This window comes from Arthrobacter subterraneus (assembly GCF_900099735.1).
Taxonomy (GTDB): Bacteria; Actinomycetota; Actinomycetes; order Actinomycetales; family Micrococcaceae; genus Arthrobacter_D; species Arthrobacter_D subterraneus.
The window spans coordinates 65,271-82,894 of sequence record NZ_FNDT01000004.1 but is presented as its reverse complement, the minus strand read 5'-3'; the positions used below and the strand labels follow the sequence as shown (position 1 = coordinate 82,894).

The 17,624-nt window shown below is 66.4% G+C and carries 16 protein-coding genes; 12 read left to right on the top strand and 4 right to left on the bottom strand.

Annotation, left to right across the window (positions count from 1 at the left end):
• Window positions 1–9 precede the first annotated feature (9 nt).
• Together BLS52_RS06605 and BLS52_RS06600 are read right to left on the bottom strand one after the other, a co-directional pair.
• Complete coding sequence (locus tag BLS52_RS06605; protein WP_090585331.1) at window positions 10–1,014, bottom strand: aminoglycoside phosphotransferase family protein; 1,005 nt, start codon at window positions 1,012–1,014, stop codon at window positions 10–12.
• Window positions 963–2,102: a DUF4439 domain-containing protein gene (locus BLS52_RS06600; RefSeq protein ID WP_090585329.1), complete on the bottom strand. Its 1,140-nt coding sequence runs from the start codon at window positions 2,100–2,102 to the stop codon at window positions 963–965. Before BLS52_RS06600 ends, BLS52_RS06605 begins: the two co-directional genes overlap by 52 nt.
• Before the next feature lie 107 nt (window positions 2,103–2,209).
• Here BLS52_RS06600 and BLS52_RS06595 point away from each other — a divergent pair, with 107 nt between their 5' ends.
• From BLS52_RS06595 to rbfA, 5 genes are all read left to right on the top strand, one after another.
• Entirely contained in the window at window positions 2,210–2,812 is a 603-nt protein-coding gene (locus BLS52_RS06595) for a ribosome maturation factor RimP (protein ID WP_090585327.1), read from the top strand.
• Window positions 2,813–2,841: 29 nt separating this feature from the next.
• Window positions 2,842–3,813, top strand: coding sequence for a transcription termination factor NusA (gene nusA / locus BLS52_RS06590; protein ID WP_090585325.1), 972 nt, complete (start codon window positions 2,842–2,844; stop codon window positions 3,811–3,813).
• A 50-nt stretch (window positions 3,814–3,863) separates the two neighbouring features.
• Window positions 3,864–4,184, top strand: a complete 321-nt coding sequence (locus tag BLS52_RS06585; protein ID WP_342707424.1) for a YlxR family protein — start codon at window positions 3,864–3,866, stop codon at window positions 4,182–4,184.
• Window positions 4,185–4,371: 187 nt separating this feature from the next.
• Window positions 4,372–7,257: a translation initiation factor IF-2 gene (gene infB / locus BLS52_RS06580; protein ID WP_090585321.1), complete on the top strand. Its 2,886-nt coding sequence runs from the start codon at window positions 4,372–4,374 to the stop codon at window positions 7,255–7,257.
• Window positions 7,258–7,381: 124 nt separating this feature from the next.
• Window positions 7,382–7,831 carry a 30S ribosome-binding factor RbfA gene (gene rbfA, locus BLS52_RS06575; protein WP_026545454.1) on the top strand — a complete coding sequence of 150 codons (450 nt, stop codon included), beginning with the start codon at window positions 7,382–7,384 and terminating at the stop codon, window positions 7,829–7,831.
• An 18-nt stretch (window positions 7,832–7,849) separates the two neighbouring features.
• Here the strand turns inward: rbfA and BLS52_RS06570 are convergent, their stop codons facing one another.
• Window positions 7,850–8,992, bottom strand: a complete 1,143-nt coding sequence (locus tag BLS52_RS06570) for a pyridoxal phosphate-dependent aminotransferase (protein WP_090585319.1) — start codon at window positions 8,990–8,992, stop codon at window positions 7,850–7,852.
• 53 nt (window positions 8,993–9,045) lie between these two features.
• Here BLS52_RS06570 and truB point away from each other — a divergent pair, with 53 nt between their 5' ends.
• From truB to BLS52_RS06550, 4 genes are all read left to right on the top strand, one after another.
• Window positions 9,046–9,975, top strand: coding sequence for a tRNA pseudouridine(55) synthase TruB (truB, locus tag BLS52_RS06565; RefSeq protein ID WP_090585316.1), 930 nt, complete (start codon window positions 9,046–9,048; stop codon window positions 9,973–9,975).
• Window positions 9,975–10,349: a hypothetical protein gene (locus BLS52_RS06560; RefSeq protein WP_090585314.1), complete on the top strand. Its 375-nt coding sequence runs from the start codon at window positions 9,975–9,977 to the stop codon at window positions 10,347–10,349. Before truB ends, BLS52_RS06560 begins: the two co-directional genes overlap by 1 nt.
• On the top strand, window positions 10,346–10,804 hold the full coding sequence (locus BLS52_RS06555; RefSeq protein WP_245702730.1) for a hypothetical protein: 459 nt from the start codon (window positions 10,346–10,348) through the stop codon (window positions 10,802–10,804). The genes BLS52_RS06560 and BLS52_RS06555 overlap by 4 nt, the downstream gene beginning before the upstream one ends.
• An 82-nt stretch (window positions 10,805–10,886) precedes the next feature.
• Window positions 10,887–11,486: a DUF4345 domain-containing protein gene (locus tag BLS52_RS06550; protein WP_175460102.1), complete on the top strand. Its 600-nt coding sequence runs from the start codon at window positions 10,887–10,889 to the stop codon at window positions 11,484–11,486.
• On the opposite strand, the gene BLS52_RS06545 is transcribed toward BLS52_RS06550, so the two are convergent.
• The gene (locus BLS52_RS06545) at window positions 11,483–13,360 is read right to left on the bottom strand and encodes a hypothetical protein (protein WP_090585310.1); all 1,878 of its coding nucleotides are present in this window, start codon (window positions 13,358–13,360) and stop codon (window positions 11,483–11,485) included. The two genes, BLS52_RS06550 and BLS52_RS06545, sit on opposite strands and share 4 nt — an antisense overlap.
• Before the next feature lie 250 nt (window positions 13,361–13,610).
• Here BLS52_RS06545 and BLS52_RS06540 point away from each other — a divergent pair, with 250 nt between their 5' ends.
• From BLS52_RS06540 to BLS52_RS06530, 3 genes are all read left to right on the top strand, one after another.
• The gene (locus BLS52_RS06540; RefSeq protein WP_090585309.1) at window positions 13,611–14,603 is read left to right on the top strand and encodes a bifunctional riboflavin kinase/FAD synthetase; all 993 of its coding nucleotides are present in this window, start codon (window positions 13,611–13,613) and stop codon (window positions 14,601–14,603) included.
• A gap of 116 nt (window positions 14,604–14,719) precedes the next feature.
• Window positions 14,720–14,989 carry a 30S ribosomal protein S15 gene (gene rpsO / locus BLS52_RS06535; RefSeq protein ID WP_026545461.1) on the top strand — a complete coding sequence of 90 codons (270 nt, stop codon included), beginning with the start codon at window positions 14,720–14,722 and terminating at the stop codon, window positions 14,987–14,989.
• A 270-nt stretch (window positions 14,990–15,259) separates the two neighbouring features.
• Complete coding sequence (locus BLS52_RS06530) at window positions 15,260–17,524, top strand: polyribonucleotide nucleotidyltransferase (protein ID WP_090585512.1); 2,265 nt, start codon at window positions 15,260–15,262, stop codon at window positions 17,522–17,524.
• Window positions 17,525–17,624 lie beyond the last annotated feature (100 nt).

Sequence of the window (17,624 nt, the reverse complement as noted above, 5' to 3'; positions counted from 1 at the left end):
GACGCCGGTTCAGGGCGCAGACAGCCGGGCGGCCGGCGGAAGGTCCGCCAGCGGTTTGCGCAGGAGGTTGCTGGCCACCCAGAGCGATCTGGCGGCGTCGTCGGTTAGTCCCTCGCGCAGATATTCCAGCGCGTTGTCCACTTCCCGGACCACCGACCAGTCCCGGGCAAGCATGGGATCCAGCCCGCCCGCCAACGCCAGGTCCGTGCAGCGGTCCCGCAGATGGGCGGCCGGGTCCGCAGGTGAGAGTTCACCGATCCGGTTCCAGAGCATCGGGGCTACCGCAAATTCGGCGTCCCCCAGGACAGGCTTGGGATCGATCGCCACGAACCGGCGGGGCTGCTCAGGAACCGGCAGGATGTTCAGGTAGTGAAGGTCCGAGTGCACCAGCACGTCGTCGTTCCGGCGCCTGCCCACCGCACCGTGCACCTGGCACACCTCGAGCGCATATTCGAGCAACCAGCGGTCAAAGGGCCGGCCGAGGGTTTCCCACTCAAGCGGCAGCGTGTCGGTCCACTGTTCGGCCTGCCCGGCAACCGACGGAAGCGAACTCCAGAACGTCCCGGACCCGGCCGACCCGGTTGGCGTGATCGACAACCGGCGCAGAATCGCACCCCAGACACCGGTGGTTTCGGCCAGCGGAAGCTCCGCCAGCGATGAGTCGCCGTCGAGCCGTTCGAGCAGCAGCACAAAGTCTTCCCGGGAGCTGTTCAGGAGTTCGACGGCGCCGTTGCCGTCCCACAGGGCCAGGGCATCCGGCTCGGGGGCTGCCTCAGGATGCGGCGCGGTGATTTTCAGCGCGCCCGGCCGCCCGTCCGCGCAGGCAACAGGGAGGACGACGGCGCAGTGCCCGCTCCATGGTCCGGCTCCCGGTTCGAGGTCAAGAGCCAGGTCCCACTCTTCAAGGTAGCGGTTCGCGATGCCGGCCCAGCCGTCCAGCCAGGCCCTGCCTCCCGGGAGGCTCAGCACCTTCCGGGCCAGGGTGAGCGGGAGCTCGATATCGCGTGCGTCCACGAGCCAAGACTAGCCGCCGGCTCCATGAGCCGGGGATACTCGCTCGGGTCGATGCCGGGGAAGGCGGGGAAGGCAGCGCTCCCGGGCCCAGCGGCAGGCAACCCGGACACGTAGTGCACCGCTTCCGCCAGCTGCCGGATTGCCCAGTCACGAACCGGCCCCGGAGCGCTCATACCCACCAGGTCTGCGTAGGTGCCGACGAGCTGCTCCTCAAGCTTCCGCAGGGCGCCGTCCGGATCGGAACCGAATTCCTCCGCCAGCTCATACCCGGCCGCCGGCAACGGTTCCGCCACGCAGTGATATGCCAGTACGGCTGCGCCACCGGTCTCCGCGGCGCGGTGCTCTGCCATCCGCTTCAGGAGCTGCCTGGGATCCGCTGCGCGGGCAGCAGCGACCTCATATGCGTAGGACGCGCGCTGTTCGGCCAGCACTGCCGTACGGACGCCGTCCATACCCGGTGCAGGTTCCAGGGTGGTGCCCGCCGCGCAATCGGGGGCGCCGTCGTCGTACCGGACCTCCGGAACGGGGATCGCAGGAACTGCTGCATCCCCGGCAGGGGCGAGGGTGCGGCTGTACAGCCATTGGGCCGTTGCCGCCGAGGCGAGGACGCGCGCGGGACCGGGGTCCGCAATAGTCGCTGCCTCGAAAGCAGCGGTGTAGGAATCCTCCAGGTCGGCGAGGAAGTCCGCCGGCGCCGGGGGGCCGGCCGTGGCCGGGGACGCGGGTGCTGTGGGTTCGGCAGCCGAGAAGATCGGGGATGGGGCGGCAGTGGTCTCTCCGGGCGGACGCAGGGCAGCAGCGTGCAGATGGAGCATCTCCGACAAAGCGCCATAAGGCCCGGCGTCGGCGGATGCCGACGCTTCTTCGAGGGTCGCTGCTGTGTCCGCGAGGGCCTGCGCGGCGGCGGATCCCTCTGCCAGGGCGAGCTCCGTGGCACTCGGTTCGGCTTCGTCAGACCCTGTGCCGATGACCAGGCCGATGGACGCCACAAGCAGAAGCACAAGCAGAAGGGTGAACGTCCTAAGGGCATGCCGGGCTGCTCCACCGAGGCCGCTGCCGGTGGAGGCGGAACGGTCCTTCGCTTGCATCACAACCGATCATCATGCCATGCGCAGAAGGGTTCCGTGTGCCATTCACTGAGCTGTCATAAAGTCGTTAGGGTAGGAGCTACAAGATCATCGAGCGGGAGGCGGCAATGGCGGTTCGGTCCGGCAAGCAAACCACCACTGGCGCACACCGCCGGAACGCGGCTCCCGCGCACCGGGACGCGGCAGCCGAAGCTGAGCGGCTTCGGGAATTCCTGCGTCCCACCGTGGAGCAGCACTCGCTCATCCTCGAAGACGTGGAGGTCCGGATCATCGGCGGTCACCGGACGCTGCACGTTGTTGTGGACCTGCCGGAGGGCGGCCCGGAGGGGCTGAGCCTGGACCTGATTTTCGAGGTCTCGCAGAGCGTTTCCAATGCCCTCGACAATGACCCGGGAGATGACGGGCGTCCCTATAACCTGGAGGTTTCCTCTCCCGGTGTGTCGCGCCCCCTGACCCAGCCCCGCCACTGGCGGAAGAATGTCGGCAGGCTGGTTGCCGTGAGGCTCCTCGACGGTGAGGAGCTTCAGGGCCGGCTGACGGACGCCACGGACTCATCCGTTACCCTGACACCGCTGGTTGCCGTCAGGAAGGGCACCAAGCCGAAGTTCGGCGAAGACCGGGAGATTCCCTATGACAGGATCCGCAAGGGTACCGTCCAGGTTGAATTCGCCCACGCTGATGCCGAGGATGCCGGTGGCGACAATGACTGATTACACCGCTGGTTGCTGAGGAGGCCCCAATGGACATAGATATGAGCGCTCTGCGGCTACTTGAACGTGAACGCGAGATCCCCCTGGATCTGCTGATCCCGACGATCGAACAGGCACTGCTGGTTGCCTACCACAAGACTGCCGGTGCGCAGGAAACGGCCCGGGCGGAACTTGACCGGCGAACCGGCCACGTCACCATCTGGGCAACGGAACTGGACGACGACGGCGTGGCCGTGGGGGAGTACGACGACACCCCTACCGGTTTCGGCAGAATCGCAGCAAGCACCGCACGCCAGATCATCCTCCAGCGCCTGCGCGACGCCGAGGACGACAACATCCTCGGTGAATTTCGCGGCAAGGAGGGCGAGCTGGTCGCCGGGATGATCCAGCAGGGCAACAACCCCCACATGATCCAGGTGAACCTCGGTTCGGTCGAAGCACTGCTGCCGCCGCCGGAACAGGTTCCCGGTGAGAAGTATCTGCACGGAACACGCCTGCGCGCCTACGTGGTGGATGTGCACCGTGGGATGAAGGGTCCGTCGATCACCCTGTCGCGTTCACACCCCGGCCTCGTGCGGAAGCTTTTTGAGCTGGAGGTTCCCGAGATCGCCGACAAGAGCGTCGAGATCGTTGCCCTCGCGCGGGAAGCCGGTCATCGCACCAAGATCGCAGTGGTGGCCCACGTCCCCGGCGTGAATGCGAAGGGCGCGTGCATCGGTGAGATGGGTTCGCGGGTGCGCGCGGTCATGAACGAGCTGAACGACGAAAAAATCGACATCGTGGACTACAGCGATGATCCGGCAACCTTCATTGCCAGCTCGCTGTCGCCCTCGCGGGTGTCGTCGGTCACCATCACCGATGAGAAGACCCGCAGCGCACGGGTGGTCGTCCCGGACTACCAGTTGTCCCTCGCCATCGGCAAGGAAGGCCAGAACGCACGGCTTGCCGCCAAGCTGACCGGTTGGCGGATCGATATCGCATCGGATGCGGCGGGGGCCTGAAACAGCGGGCATGCTGCCCGGTAATCGGTCAATGCACCATATCGACCTGCATGGCGCTAGAATGGATAGGGCTTATGTCGTTACGCCACCAACCGGTTCGAACCTGCATCGGTTGTCGAGGCCGTGATGATCAAGCCAACCTGGTCCGATGGTCAGCGGTCAACCACGGCGGCGTCAGCGTCGCTGAGGTGGATCTCCGCCGTCGGCTAATGGGCAGGGGTGCCTGGTTGCACCCCCGGCCGTCCTGTGTGGAGCTTGCGCTCAAACGCAAAGCGTTCAACCGTGCCTTTCGGGGCGCAGTGGATACGCGGGGCGTTGAGCACTGGCTGCACACGCTTCAGGAAGTTTCGACATCGGAACCTCCTGCATGAACACCGTCCTCCCTGAAAGCGGGTCAGAAAACTGATGGAAACCCGATGAGTACCCAGCGATGAGTGCCCAACGATGAACAATCTGTTGAGCTCTGCAATCGGCGCGTCAGCTGCTTCGGCGGCTGGGGTCTGCAGTAGGAATTAGACGGTTCGCTCCTGACTCGGTGCGGACCGAGACAGGAGAAATGTGGCCAAGGTCCGCGTACACGAGCTCGCCAAAGAGCTCGGAATCACCTCGAAGGATGCAGTAGCAAAGCTGCAGGAACTGGGCGAATTCGTCCGGTCGGCATCCTCGACCATTGAAGCGCCCGTCGTGAAGAAACTTCGCGGCGCTTTCCCCGATGCCCCGGCAGCAGCCAAGGCACCGGCATCAGCACCTCCGGCGCCGGCCCGCGGCGCGCAGCCCGGACCGAAGGCGGCAACGCCGCGTCCGGCCCCTGCCGCACCGGCCCCCGCTCCGGAAAAGCCGGCAGCGCCGGCCCCCGAAGCTCCCCGCGAGCAGGCACCGGCAGCCCCGGCGTTCTCCGCACCGGAGCCGCCCAAGGCCGAGACAGACACCGGAACGGGCACCGAGTCCGGTTCCGGTTCCGACGCAGCGTCCGACCGCAAGCCGGGCCCGAAGCCCGCAGCTGCGCGTCCGTCCGCTGCACGTCCCGGAGCGGCCCGCCCCGGCGACCGGACCGGTTCGCCCCGCCCAGGCAACAACCCCTTCGCGACCTCCCAGGGCATGCCCCGGTCCGGTCGCGGCGGCGACGGCGACCGCTCCGGCGGTCCCCGCCCGGGTAACAACCCGTTCGCCACCTCGCAGGGCATGCCCCGGCCGGGTGGACGCCGCGATGACGACCGTGGAGCCCGTCCCGCCGCCGGTGCAGGCGGCCCCCGCCCCGCAGCCGGTTCGGGTGGCCCCCGTCCGGGAGCGCCCCGACCAGGCGCACCGCGTCCCGGCGGCGCTGGCGGTGCCGGTGGTGCACGTCCTACTCCGGGCATGATGCCCAACCGCACTGAACGTCCCGCTGCGCCGGGCCGTGGCGGAGCTGCCGGCGGCGGCCCCCGCCGGGGTCCCGGTGGAGCACCCGGTGCAGGCGGAGGAGCCCCGGTCGGCGGCGGTTTCGGCAAGGGCGGTCGCGGTCGCGGCGGCACAGCCGGCGCCTTCGGCAAGGGTGGAGCAGGCCGCGGAAAGCAGCGCAAGTCGAAGCGTGCAAAGCGGCAGGAACTTGAGCAGATGTCGGCTCCGTCGCTGGGCGGCGTCAGCGTCCCCCGCGGCGACGGCAACACCGTTGTCCGGTTGCGCCGTGGTTCTTCGATCACGGACTTTGCCGACAAGATCGAGGCGAACCCCGCCGCACTGGTGACCGTGCTGTTCCACCTCGGTGAGATGGCAACGGCCACCCAGTCGCTGGACGAGGACACCTTCGAGGTGCTGGGTACCGAGCTGGGCTACAAGATCCAGGTCGTCTCGCCGGAGGACGAGGAGCGCGAGCTCCTCAGCAGCTTCGACATCGACTTCGATGCCGAACTGGAGGCCGAAGGCGACGAGGAACTCGAAGCCCGCCCGCCGGTAGTCACGGTCATGGGCCACGTTGACCACGGTAAGACGCGACTGCTTGACGCGGTCCGCAATACCAAGGTTGTCGAGGGCGAGCATGGTGGTATCACCCAGCACATCGGTGCGTACCAGATCCAGCACGTCCACGAGGACACCCAGCGTGCCATCACCTTCATTGACACCCCCGGTCACGAGGCGTTCACCGCCATGCGTGCCCGTGGTGCGAAGGTCACGGATATCGCGGTACTCGTTGTCGCTGCGGATGACGGCGTCATGCCGCAGACCGTTGAGGCGTTGAACCACGCACAGGCGGCCAACGTGCCGATTGTCGTGGCCGTCAACAAGATGGACAAGGAAGGCGCCAACCCGGACAAGGTCAAGGGTCAGCTCACCGAATACGGACTCGTGCCTGAGGAATACGGCGGCGACACCATGTTTGTCCATGTCTCCGCGCTCCAGGGCATGGGCATCGACGACCTCCTCGAGGCCGTCCTGCTCACCGCCGACGCGGCGCTGGACATGCGGGCCAACCCCAACAAGGACGCCCGCGGTATTGCCATCGAAGCGAACCTCGACAAGGGCCGCGGTGCGGTTGCGACCGTGCTGGTCCAGTCGGGAACGCTGAACGTGGGCGACACCATCGTGGCCGGCACGGCTCACGGCCGCGTCCGCGCCATGTTCGACGAGAACGGCGACGTGGTCACCCAGGCCGAGCCGTCACGTCCGGTCCAGGTGCTCGGGTTGTCCAACGTGCCCCGCGCCGGCGACACGTTCTTTGTCACCGACGATGAGCGCACCGCACGCCAGATTGCCGAGAAGCGCGAAGCCGCCGACCGCAACGCGGCCCTCGCCAAGCGCCGCAAGCGCGTCAGCCTGGAAGACTTCGACCAGGCCGTCGCCGAGGGCAAGGTCGACACCCTCAACCTCATCCTCAAGGGTGACGTGTCGGGTGCCGTCGAGGCACTGGAAGACTCGCTGCTCAAGATCGATGTCGGGGAGGGCGTGCAGCTGCGCGTTATCCACCGCGGCGTCGGTGCCATCACGCAGAATGACGTCAACCTGGCCACGGTCGACAGCGCCATCATCATCGGCTTCAACGTCAAGCCGGCGGAGCGCGTGGCGGACCTCGCCGAGCGTGAAGGCGTGGACATGCGCTTCTACTCGGTCATCTACGCCGCGATTGATGACATTGAGCTGGCACTCAAGGGCATGCTCAAGCCGGAGTACGAGGAGGTGCAGCTCGGTACCGCAGAGGTCCGCGAGGTGTTCCGTTCCTCCAAGTTCGGCAACATCGCCGGTTCGATCGTCCGCTCGGGCATCATCCGACGCAACACGAAGGCCCGCGTCCTGCGCGACGGCAAGGTCATCGGAGAGAACCTCTCCGTGGACTCGCTCAAGCGCTTCAAGGACGACGCCACCGAAGTCCGTACCGACTTCGAGTGCGGTATCGGCCTCGGTTCGTTCAATGACGTCAAGGAAGGCGACATCATCGAGACCTTCGAGATGCGGGAAAAGCCCCGCGTCTAGGGTCGAACCGGGCTGGGCCGCTGCCGCAAGGCGGCGGCCCAGCCCCTGCCCGTACCGGCACAGCGGCGGATGCCGCCGTCGTCGTAGTCTTTAGCTCCCGTTCGGGAGGAAGTAAGGAGTTGCCATGGCAGACGCCGCACGCGCTGCACGCATGGCCCAGCGCATCAAGGTGATTGTCGCCGAAGCCCTCCGCCGCCGGGTCAAGGACCCACGGCTGGAAGCGGTCACGGTCACCGATGCACGGGTCACCAATGACCTGCAGCATGCCACCATCTATTACACGGTCTTCGGCGAGTCCGAGGAGCAGGACGCGGTACACCGCGCTCTTGAATCCGCGAGGGGAGTCCTCCGGGCCGAGGTGGGCCGGAACATCACGGCACGCCTGACCCCCACCCTCGAGTTTGTGCCGGACGAGATTCCGGTCAACGCAAACCACCTTGAGGAACTGCTCCGCACAGCGAAGGAACGCGACGCGGAGGTTGCCGAGCTTGCACGCAAGGCCGCCTTCGCCGGCGAGGCTGACCCCTACCGGAAGCCGGGCGAGGAAGACACCAGGGACGAAGACTCCCTGTAAGTGTCGAAGGTTTGAGCGTCAGCGTTTCGGAAGCCTGCCCACTCCGGTGAGCAGGCTTTCGCTGTCTGTGCAGAGCGCAATCCGGATCCACCCTTCGCCGTTGGAGCCGAACGCGGTCCCGGGCGCCACCGCCACCCCCTCCTCAGCAAGGAACCTGTGGGCCCAGGCACGCACATCTCCGCCGGTGGCATGGGACAGATCGGCCCACAGATAGAACGCGCCCTGCGCATCCAGGTAGTCGATATTGAGCGAGGAGAGCACCGCCGTCGCAGCGTCCCGGTTGGAACGGTAGTGACGCGCTGCCGTCTCGATGTAGTCCGTGGGCCCCGTCAGCGCCGCGACAGCCGCATACTGCGGTGACGCCCCCACACAGGACACGATTGACTCCATCACGGCATTGAATTCCGTGCCAAGACCGTCGGGCATCACCAGGGCGCCGACCCGCAGGCCGGTGAGGCCGAAGGTCTTCGACAGGGTCAGTGAGGTCACCACCCGTTGGGGGTCGGCGTCGAAGCGGGCCGGACTGACGTGGGGCACCCCATAGGTGAACGCCTCATAGCACTCGTCCGACAGGATCCACAGGTCGTGGCGTTCGGCGAACTCCATCAGCTCACGGGTGAGCTGTTCACTGAAGACCGCACCCAGGGGATTGGACGGTGAGTTCACGACGAGGAGCCTGGTGCGCGGTCCCACCAGATCCTCCAGATCGCTGATCCGCGGCTGGAATCCGTTGTCCGGCCGGAGCGGATAGCTCACCGGCCGGGCGTGAACCAGCTGGGCGGTCATGGTGAAGGTCGGGTAGCCGGGGTTAGGAATTAGGACCTCGTCACCGGCATTGAGCAGCATGCTCATGGCGAGGTGCAGGCCCTGCTGTGCGCCGGCGGTGACGTAGACCCGGGCGGGGTCGAGGTCCATCCCGTTCCTGCTGCCGAACCGCGTGGCGAAACTGCGCCGGAGGGCCGCAATGCCTTCGTTGGGGGTGTAATTGGTCTCGTCCCGGTCCAGCGCTGCCATGCCGGCTTCGAGGATGTGGCGCGGAACAGGAAAACCCGGCTCGCCGATGCTGAGCACAATCGCATCAGGGGTGGCCCACGCAGCCTGGGTGATCTCCCGGATCTGGTTGGAGGGCAGCTGTTCAATGTGCTTCGCGATGGACGGCATACGGGCATAGTAGCGGTGAGGAGGGCCCGTTCCCGACACCTATACTGGGAGGCGTGAATTCCGGGCAGGTCCACTCTGGACTGGTAATAGTGGACAAGCCGCAGGGCTGGACCAGCCATGACGTGGTGGGCAGGATGCGGCGGCTGGCAGGCACCCGGAAGGTGGGGCATGCCGGCACGCTCGATCCCATGGCCACCGGCGTCCTCGTCGTCGGAATCAACCGCGCAACCCGCCTCCTGACCTACATTGTGGGTACGCCGAAGACCTATACGGCCACGATCCGCCTCGGACAGTCCACCATCACAGACGACGCCGAGGGAGACGTGACTGCCTCAACCCCGGCCGGCAGCATCCCGGCCGATGCGATCCGGGCCGCGGTTACCGGACTCACCGGCGAGATTTCGCAGGTCCCCAGCAGCGTGAGCGCCATCAAGGTGAACGGTCAGCGGGCCTATAACCGTGTGCGCTCCGGTGAGGACGTGGTCCTTCAGGCCCGCCCCGTCACGGTGCACAGCTTCGACATCACCGATATCCGGCGCCAGGACGGGGGAGCCATCCAGGATCTCGACGTCACCGTCCGGTGCAGTTCCGGTACCTACATCAGGGCACTGGCCCGGGACCTCGGCGCAGCCCTCGGCGTCGGCGGGCACCTCACGGCACTTCGCCGCACGGAGGTGGGTCCGTACACCCTGGACCAGGCGGCCACACTGGAGGAACTCGCGCAGGATCTCCGCGTCCTCGGAATTGATGAGGCCGCCCGTGCACTGTTCCCGGTTCGTGAACTGACAGCTTCCGAAGCGCAGGACCTCTCACACGGCCGCAGGATCCGCCATGATGCTGCCGGTGACACCGCGTCCTCAGGTTACGGGCTTCGGCCGGTGGCGGCGTTCGCTCCCACCGGCGAGCTCATCGCGCTGCTGGAACAGCGGGGCGAGGAGGCGAAACCGGCCCTGGTCTTCGCCCCGGGGGAGGCCGCCAGCTGATGGTGGTCGACGGTTTCTTTGTGGCCGGCACCGTGGTGTGCCTTGTCTCGACTGTGTTGTGCGTTGGTGCTGCGATTCTTCGGCAGCCTCCCAACGACGTGACCATCCTCGCGGTGGCGGCCGTGGAGCTTTTCCTCCTGGTATATCTGGTGGCCGGGATCATCCGGCAGGCCGGCGGGGATCCGGTGGCCGGCGAGGTCTGGGAGTTCTGGGGGTACCTGCTGACGGCCCTGCTGATTCCGGTAGGTGCCTTCTGGTGGGCAATCCTTGAGCGTTCCCGGTGGAGCAATCTGGTGCTGGGCGCCGTGGGCGCGACCATTTTCGTGATGCTGTTCCGCATGGAGCAGATCTGGCACGGGGTGGTTCCGGCATGACCCGGAGATCCGAAGCCGGCAGGACAGCACGGGAAGTGGACGGTTCCGGGGTTGCCGAGGCTCTCAGCCGGGGACCCGGACGCTTGCTGATCGCCGTCTATGGAGTATTCGCCCTGGCAGCGACCGCCCGCGCCGTATTCCAGATTGCCACCAAGTTTTCTGAGGCTCCACTGGCCTACACACTGACGGCGATCGCTGCCCTGGTGTACGTTTTCGCCACCGTCTCGCTGAGCCGATCAGGTCCGCGTTGGTTCTGGTTGTCCTTCGCTGCTGTGGGCCTGGAGTTCATCGGTGTCCTCGCCGTGGGTACGCTCAGCATTGTTGACCCGGTGCTTTTTCCGGCCGACACGGTGTGGTCCGTGTATGGGCGTGGGTACGGGTTTGTTCCCCTGATTCTTCCGGTGCTGGGCCTCTGGTGGTTGTACCGACACCGTGCGGTGGCCCGGGTCAGCTGACATGCGCCGGACCCTCAGGGGTGAGAGGATGAATCTGCAGGGGCCCGGCCCCTGGCGGATCATCGACCACAGAGGGAACACCATGAGCAGCAACACCCCCGACAACACGCAGCCGGATCGTCGCAGTTCTTCTCCGACCCCAGGGCCGGGCACGCCGGGAACTTCCGGCCCGGCGGGCGCTTCCGGGCGGTCTCCTTCCACCCAGCCCGCAGGCAAGACCACCAAAAAGGACTCGACGAAACCCGCCAAGGCGAAAAAATCCGGGAGCGACTGGAGCGTATTCCGGACCGTTGTGGTGCTGGTTGGACTCGTCATCGCCGGGTTCGGTGGGTACTACCTGATCACCGGGACGGCCGGACTGCCCGAGACCGGAGACGGTCCCGTCAATCCGACCCTCGAGAACCAGTTCCGGTTCTTCGCCGCGATGATGATCGGTGTGGGCGCCGCTTTTGTGACCATCGCCGTGAAGTTCCAGTGGGCAAACATGCTGTGGCTGGTCTGCCTGATGGTCTTCATCGGCGGGATCGGCAGGGTTCTCTCCTGGGCTTTCTCCGGCACCCCTCACTACCTCCTGATCATCCTTATGGTGGTGGAACTGGCGTTCCCCGCCGCGCTGCTCGTGTGGCACGGGTACATCGCCAAGACGACCGCGCTGCGCCGCGAATACGACGCCCGGTCCTAAACCCGCCGTCGAAGGCAGGCAAGTCCGGTGCCCAGCAGTACCAGGGCCGCTCCCGCCGCAACCTCCGGACGGGCACCCGTCTGCGCCAACTCCGCCCGTGCCGCAGGCGCATGTGACACCGGGGCGCCTGCCACCGGGGCACTCGCCACGGGAGCAGCCGGCGGTACCGGCACGGCGGCCGCTGCCGAGTCGGATTCCGCCGAGGATGCCGCCTCGACACACACGGTTTCCGACGGTTCCCCGAACGCCGAAGCATAAGGGTCGGACAGCTCGTCGCCCGGGTAGGTCGCTACGACGGTGTAACAGCCTGGAAGGGTGAAGGCGGCAAACGGTTCACTGGACAGCGTTCCATTTGCGGCCGCCACCGTGACCTCGGAGTGCAGCGGAGCATCGGCGGGGACCGATTCCTGCAGCGAGGGAGGTGCCGCCAGCGGACCGTACATCGACAGCGTGACCGTCCCTCCGACGGGAGCAGCGGATGGCCCGAACCCGGTTCCGGTCACAGCGTCAGTGACCTGCTCACCCACCAGCGCTTCTGTCCGGATCCCGGGTGCCCACGGGACAAACGTGGTCTCCTCCACAATGCCGAACTTCCCCTGCCAGTCGAGCACGTAGTCCGCTGCCTCAGCCGGAAGGGCGCTTGCGGCGGCGATGGATTCAGTCCAGACGTACCACCCCGGTTCCGGAACGACGAGCCCCTCAGTGCTGTAGGTGCCGGGTCCGTCCACCCTGGTGGAGACACTGCCGACGCTCGGCGTACCCTCGGGTACTGCATCCTGAAGCACCGGTTTCGCATCAAGCGGTCCCCAGAGCGTGGACACCACCTCGATAGATACCGGCGCCCCGGTTCCGGGCACTGACAGCCAGGGCGCCGACGCCGCCGATCCGCCGTCGGCCGGGGGAGCGATGCTGACCGAGAGGACATCATGCACCGCCGTGCCGGCATCGGTGCGGGCGGCCGAGGTCCTCGTGGTGACAGCCGGCTGGAAAGCGGGCAGGTCGGCGATGGACGCGGCTGCGCTGCGCGGCTCAACGACGGCGGTAACCAGCAGCCGCTGGACATTGCTGCTTTCCGGAAGCAGCCACGTCACACCGGCGGCGGGAGTTCGGGGCACGGTGACCTTCAGGGAACCGCTCCCAAGTCCGGTCCTCTGCAGGCTCAGCCGGTGCCGGTCTCCAGCGCTTGTCCAGGTGGCGGCTGAGCCCTCTGCCAGCGCAAACGGCCCGCTGAGTGCTGCCGCGGCGGCCAGCCCGGCGGCAGGCTGTCCGTTAGCGGCCAGGACGCCGACGACGGCGGTGACGGTCCCGTCACTGGCCGGCGCTTCCAGGCTGATGTCCACCGTGTAGGGTCCGGCGCCGTTGAAGGCTGTCTCAGTCATGGAGCGGGCCTTCGCGACGATGTCCGCCGGCAGATTCTCCGTCCGGAGGATGGAATCCATTCCCGCTGAATCCCAGGCCATGCCGGGCGAGGTCAGTGCCCAGACCGCCAGCTGCACGGACGCCGCAGTGGCGTTGTCCGCCGTGGCACCCCACCGGTGCAGGAGGTAGGAAAGCGCAGCATTCTCGGCAGCGGTCAGCGCGCTGCCGTCGCTGCGGACGAAGGCGCCTGTGTGGCCGCCGTCGTACCCCGTCGACTGCTCCGGCGACATCCGCTCGAAATCAGTACAGTAGGCGGCTTGACCGCGGGAGTTCGTGTACTGTCCCACGAAGTGCTCCGCGGCATGGATGCCGGCCGCGCGCGTCCAGCCTCCTCCCACCGGGGCGGAATACGCCACAGGGGCCGGTGAAATCCACAGCAGCGCAGCGAGGAGCAGCCAGATGCTGACGGCCCGCGAGATTCCTGCGGATCGCGCAGGGTGGAATGAAAATGGCACAGCTTTCCTCCAGATCAGGTTTCAGGGCGGCGCTGCAACCGGCGCTGCCCGCAGAATCCCACTCTGACCGCGCCGCGTACGGAGGCGGTGCCGGTAGGCGGCTATGTGCACAACCCGCCCCAATCCGGTTCGGATGTGGAGGAAAAGACGGTGCCTGCCGACACGGACGTCGGAAGCCGAGGCAAGCATCGGCCATAATGAATGAACGACCGAAGGGCGTCCGCTGCCCGCCCAACCGCCGAGGAGATGCGTGTACTACTGGAGAGACCTGGCCGATGTGCCGGAAGGCTTCGGTCCGGCAGTTGTCACCATCGGAAACTTCGACGGTGTGCACCGCGGCCACCAGAGCGTGCTCCAGCAGCTCGTCGAAGCGGCCAGGGAACGGGACGCCGCCGCCGTCGTCATCTCATTCGAGCCCCATCCCGCCCAGGTCCACCGGCCGGAAAGCGCGCCGGAACTGATCATGGGCCTGCAGGACAGGGTGGAAACCCTGGCCGACACCGGCATCGACGGCCTCCTGATGATGCACTACACCCTCGACCTGGCAGCCCAGACCCCGGAGGAGTTCGTCCGAAGCGTGCTGGTTGACGGGCTGCGCGCCAAAGCGGTGGTCATCGGCCACGATGTACGTTTCGGGCGGGGCAACTCGGGCGATCTCTCCACCATGCAGGCGCTCGGCAATCAGCTTGGCTTCGACGTGATTGTCATTGACGACTTCGGCTCCAACCTGCAGGGCAAGACGGCCGCGGCCGGTGAGCGCCGCTGTTCCTCTACCTGGGTGCGGGAGGCCCTCGTGGCCGGTGACGTCACGACCGCGGCGCGGATCCTGGGACGGCCGCACCGGATGCGCGGCGAGGTGGTCCACGGCGCGGCCCGCGGACGCGCACTGGGATTCCCCACCGCCAACCTGGCACCCGAATCAACCGGCTTCATCCCCGCGGACGGGATCTACGCCGGCTGGCTCATCGACAGCAGCCAGGTTCGCTGGCCCGCCGCCATCTCGGTCGGTTCCAACCCGACGTTCGAAGGAGTCAGCAGGCAGGTCGAAGCGCACGTGATCGACCGGCCGCTGGAGGAAATCGACGTCTTTGACCTGTACGGGCAGACGGTCATCGTTGAGTTCGTGCGGCGGTTGCGCGGAATGGTGGCTTACCGCGGGCCGGAAGCCCTCATCGACCAGATGCGCCTGGACGTCGCGCAGACCCGCACCGTGCTTTCGACAGAACAGCGTACCTACGGGTAAAGTTGACCGAGGTCCTGCTGCAGTCCGTGGTTGCTGGACCGCCGCCGGAGCTCCGCTCGATCTGCGAGGGGAACCGGCATCTACTTTGTTCACGGTACAACTCATAGGAGTTATTTGTGGCACTTGAAGCCGCTCTGAAGCAGGAAATCATCAAGGAATACGCAACCTCCGAGGGCGACACCGGTTCGCCTGAGGTGCAGATTGCAATGCTTTCCCGCCGTATTCTTGACCTGACCGAACACCTGAAGAAGCACAAGCACGACCACCACACGCGTCGTGGCCTGCTGCTGCTGGTGGGACGCCGTCGTCGTCTGCTGGACTACCTGCGCGACACGGACATCACGCGCTACCGTACGCTCATTGAGCGCCTCGGCCTGCGCCGCTAGATAGACTGTGAGGCGGTGCCTTCCTTCGGGAAGGGACCGCCTTCCATCTTTGACGGCCACGCAGTCGCCGTTGGAGGAAGTAATTTCATAACCAGGAGCCAGGCGGACACGCAGGCATTCGCGGTCCTCGGTAGTGGTCTCCGGGACACCATCAGGTGATGGTCTTTCCCGTGGACCTCGATCGAAGACCGGGTGCCACAACCCGTCCTCACGGCGTTGACCAGCAAAACGCCGCCTGCCTCCGCCACCAAAGAAACGGAGGTGACTCTCTTGGAGGGTCCCGAAATCCAGTTCGCCGAAGCCGTCATTGACAACGGCCGGTTCGGCCAGCGCACAGTGCGCTTCGAAACAGGGCGCGTAGCCCAGCAGGCCGCAGGCGCTGCCATGGTCTACATCGACGAGGACACCGCGCTCCTCTCCGCCACCACCGCCGGAAAGTCCCCGCGTGAGGGCTTTGACTTCTTCCCGCTGACGGTCGACGTCGAAGAGCGCATGTACGCTGCCGGCCGCATCCCGGGCTCGTTCTTCCGCCGTGAAGGCCGCCCCTCCACCGAGGCGATCCTCGCCTGTCGCCTGATGGACCGTCCGCTGCGCCCCGCATTCGTAAAGGGCCTGCGCAACGAGGTCCAGATTGTGGTCACCGTGCTGGCGATCAACCCTGACGTCCGCTACGACGTCGTGGCGATCAACGCCGCATCCATGTCAACCCAGCTGTCCGGCCTGCCGTTCTCCGGCCCGATCGGCGGCGTCCGCGTTGCCCTCGTCTCCGACGGAAGCGGCCAGGACCAGTGGATCGCGTTCCCGAAGCACACCGAGCTGGAGAACTCCGTCTTCGACATGGTTGTTGCCGGCCGCGTGGTCGGTGACGACGTCGCCATCATGATGGTCGAGGCCGAAGCCACCGACAACTCCTGGTCCCTGATCAAGAACGACGGCGCCACCGCACCCACCGAGGAGGTTGTCGCCGACGGTCTCGAGGCAGCAAAGCCCTTCATCCGTGCACTGTGCGAAGCCCAGTCCGACCTCGCCGGCCGGGCAGCCAAGCCCACCGTCGAGTTCCCCGTGTTCAAGGACTACGAGGACGATGTCTTCGCGGCTGTCGAGAGCTCCGCGGGATCGCGTCTGTCCGAGATCTTCACGATCGCAGACAAGCAGGAACGCGAGAACGCAGCGAACAGCTACCGCACCGAGGTCATTGAATCCCTGTCCGGCCAGTTCGAGGGCCGCGAGAAGGAAATCTCCGGGGCGTTCAACTCACTCACCAAGAAGGTTGTCCGCCAGCGGATCCTCCGCGACCAGGTACGCATCGACGGCCGTGGGCTCAGCGACATCCGCAAGCTCACCGCTGAGGTCGAGGTGCTTCCCCGCGTCCACGGTTCGGCTATCTTCGAACGCGGTGAGACCCAGATCATGGGTGTCACCACGCTGAACATGCTCAAGATGGAACAGCAGATCGACTCGCTGTCGCCGGTCACGCGCAAGCGCTACATGCACAACTACAACTTCCCGCCGTACTCCACCGGAGAAACCGGCCGTGTCGGTTCGCCGAAGCGCCGCGAAATCGGTCACGGCGCCCTGGCCGAGCGCGCCCTTGTTCCGGTGCTGCCCAGCCGCGAGGAGTTCCCCTACGCCATCCGCCAGGTGTCAGAGGCACTCAGCTCGAACGGTTCCACCTCAATGGGTTCCGTCTGCGCCTCCACCCTGTCACTGCTGAACGCCGGTGTGCCGCTGAAGGCGCCCGTCGCGGGCATCGCGATGGGCCTCGTATCCGATGAGGTTGACGGTGAGACCCGCTACGCTGCGCTGACCGACATCCTCGGCGCGGAAGACGCTTTCGGTGACATGGACTTCAAGGTTGCCGGCACCGCGGAGTTCGTCACCGCCATCCAGCTCGACACCAAGCTGGACGGCATCCCTGCCTCGGTACTGGCCGCAGCCCTGAAGCAGGCCCGCGAAGCACGTCTGCACATCCTCGGCGTGCTCGAGGCAGCGATCGACGCTCCGGATGAGCTCTCCGAGTTCGCCCCGCGCATCATCTCGGTCAAGATCCCCGTGGACAAGATCGGCGAGGTCATCGGCCCCAAGGGCAAGATGATCAACCAGATCCAGGAGGACACCGGCGCCGACATCTCCATCGAAGATGACGGCACCGTGCTGATCGGCGCCACTGACGGCTCGTCGGCTGAGGCCGCCCGCGCCGCGGTGAACGCCATCGCCAACCCGCAGGTTCCCGAGATCGGTGAGCGCTACGTCGGCACGGTCGTCAAGACCACCACCTTCGGCGCCTTCGTCTCGCTGACCCCCGGCAAGGACGGCCTGCTCCACATCTCGGAGCTGCGCAAGCTGGCCGGCGGCAAGCGGGTGGACAACGTCGACGACGTCGTCTCCGTGGGTCAGAAGGTCCAGGTCGAAATCACCAAGATCGACGACCGCGGAAAGCTCTCGCTGTCTCCCGTGGTCGCCGAGGACGCCGACGCTGCAGCTGATGCTGCAGACGCCGACACCCCGGAGTCCGCTGAGGGCGATGACAACTAGCGCCACCACGCGCAACGAATAAACCGGCGGCTCCGCGGCGAACTGAATTTCGCCGCGGAGCCGCTGGCGTTGAAGGAGAATAAATGACTGACACAGGACA

What these genes read in the sequence shown, in the direction of transcription:
- rbfA (WP_026545454.1), top strand. Translation starts at nt 7,382, where the DNA reads ATGGCAGACGCCGCACGCGCTGCACGCATGGCCCAGCGCATCAAGGTG.
- BLS52_RS06570 (WP_090585319.1), bottom strand. Translation starts at nt 8,992, where the DNA reads ATGCCGTCCATCGCGAAGCACATTGAACAGCTGCCCTCCAACCAGATC.
- BLS52_RS06550 (WP_175460102.1), top strand. Translation starts at nt 10,887, where the DNA reads ATGAGCAGCAACACCCCCGACAACACGCAGCCGGATCGTCGCAGTTCT.
- BLS52_RS06560 (WP_090585314.1), top strand. Translation starts at nt 9,975, where the DNA reads ATGGTGGTCGACGGTTTCTTTGTGGCCGGCACCGTGGTGTGCCTTGTC.
- BLS52_RS06555 (WP_245702730.1), top strand. Translation starts at nt 10,346, where the DNA reads ATGACCCGGAGATCCGAAGCCGGCAGGACAGCACGGGAAGTGGACGGT.
- BLS52_RS06585 (WP_342707424.1), top strand. Translation starts at nt 3,864, where the DNA reads ATGGCGCTAGAATGGATAGGGCTTATGTCGTTACGCCACCAACCGGTT.
- BLS52_RS06600 (WP_090585329.1), bottom strand. Translation starts at nt 2,102, where the DNA reads ATGCAAGCGAAGGACCGTTCCGCCTCCACCGGCAGCGGCCTCGGTGGA.
- nusA (WP_090585325.1), top strand. Translation starts at nt 2,842, where the DNA reads ATGGACATAGATATGAGCGCTCTGCGGCTACTTGAACGTGAACGCGAG.
- BLS52_RS06595 (WP_090585327.1), top strand. Translation starts at nt 2,210, where the DNA reads ATGGCGGTTCGGTCCGGCAAGCAAACCACCACTGGCGCACACCGCCGG.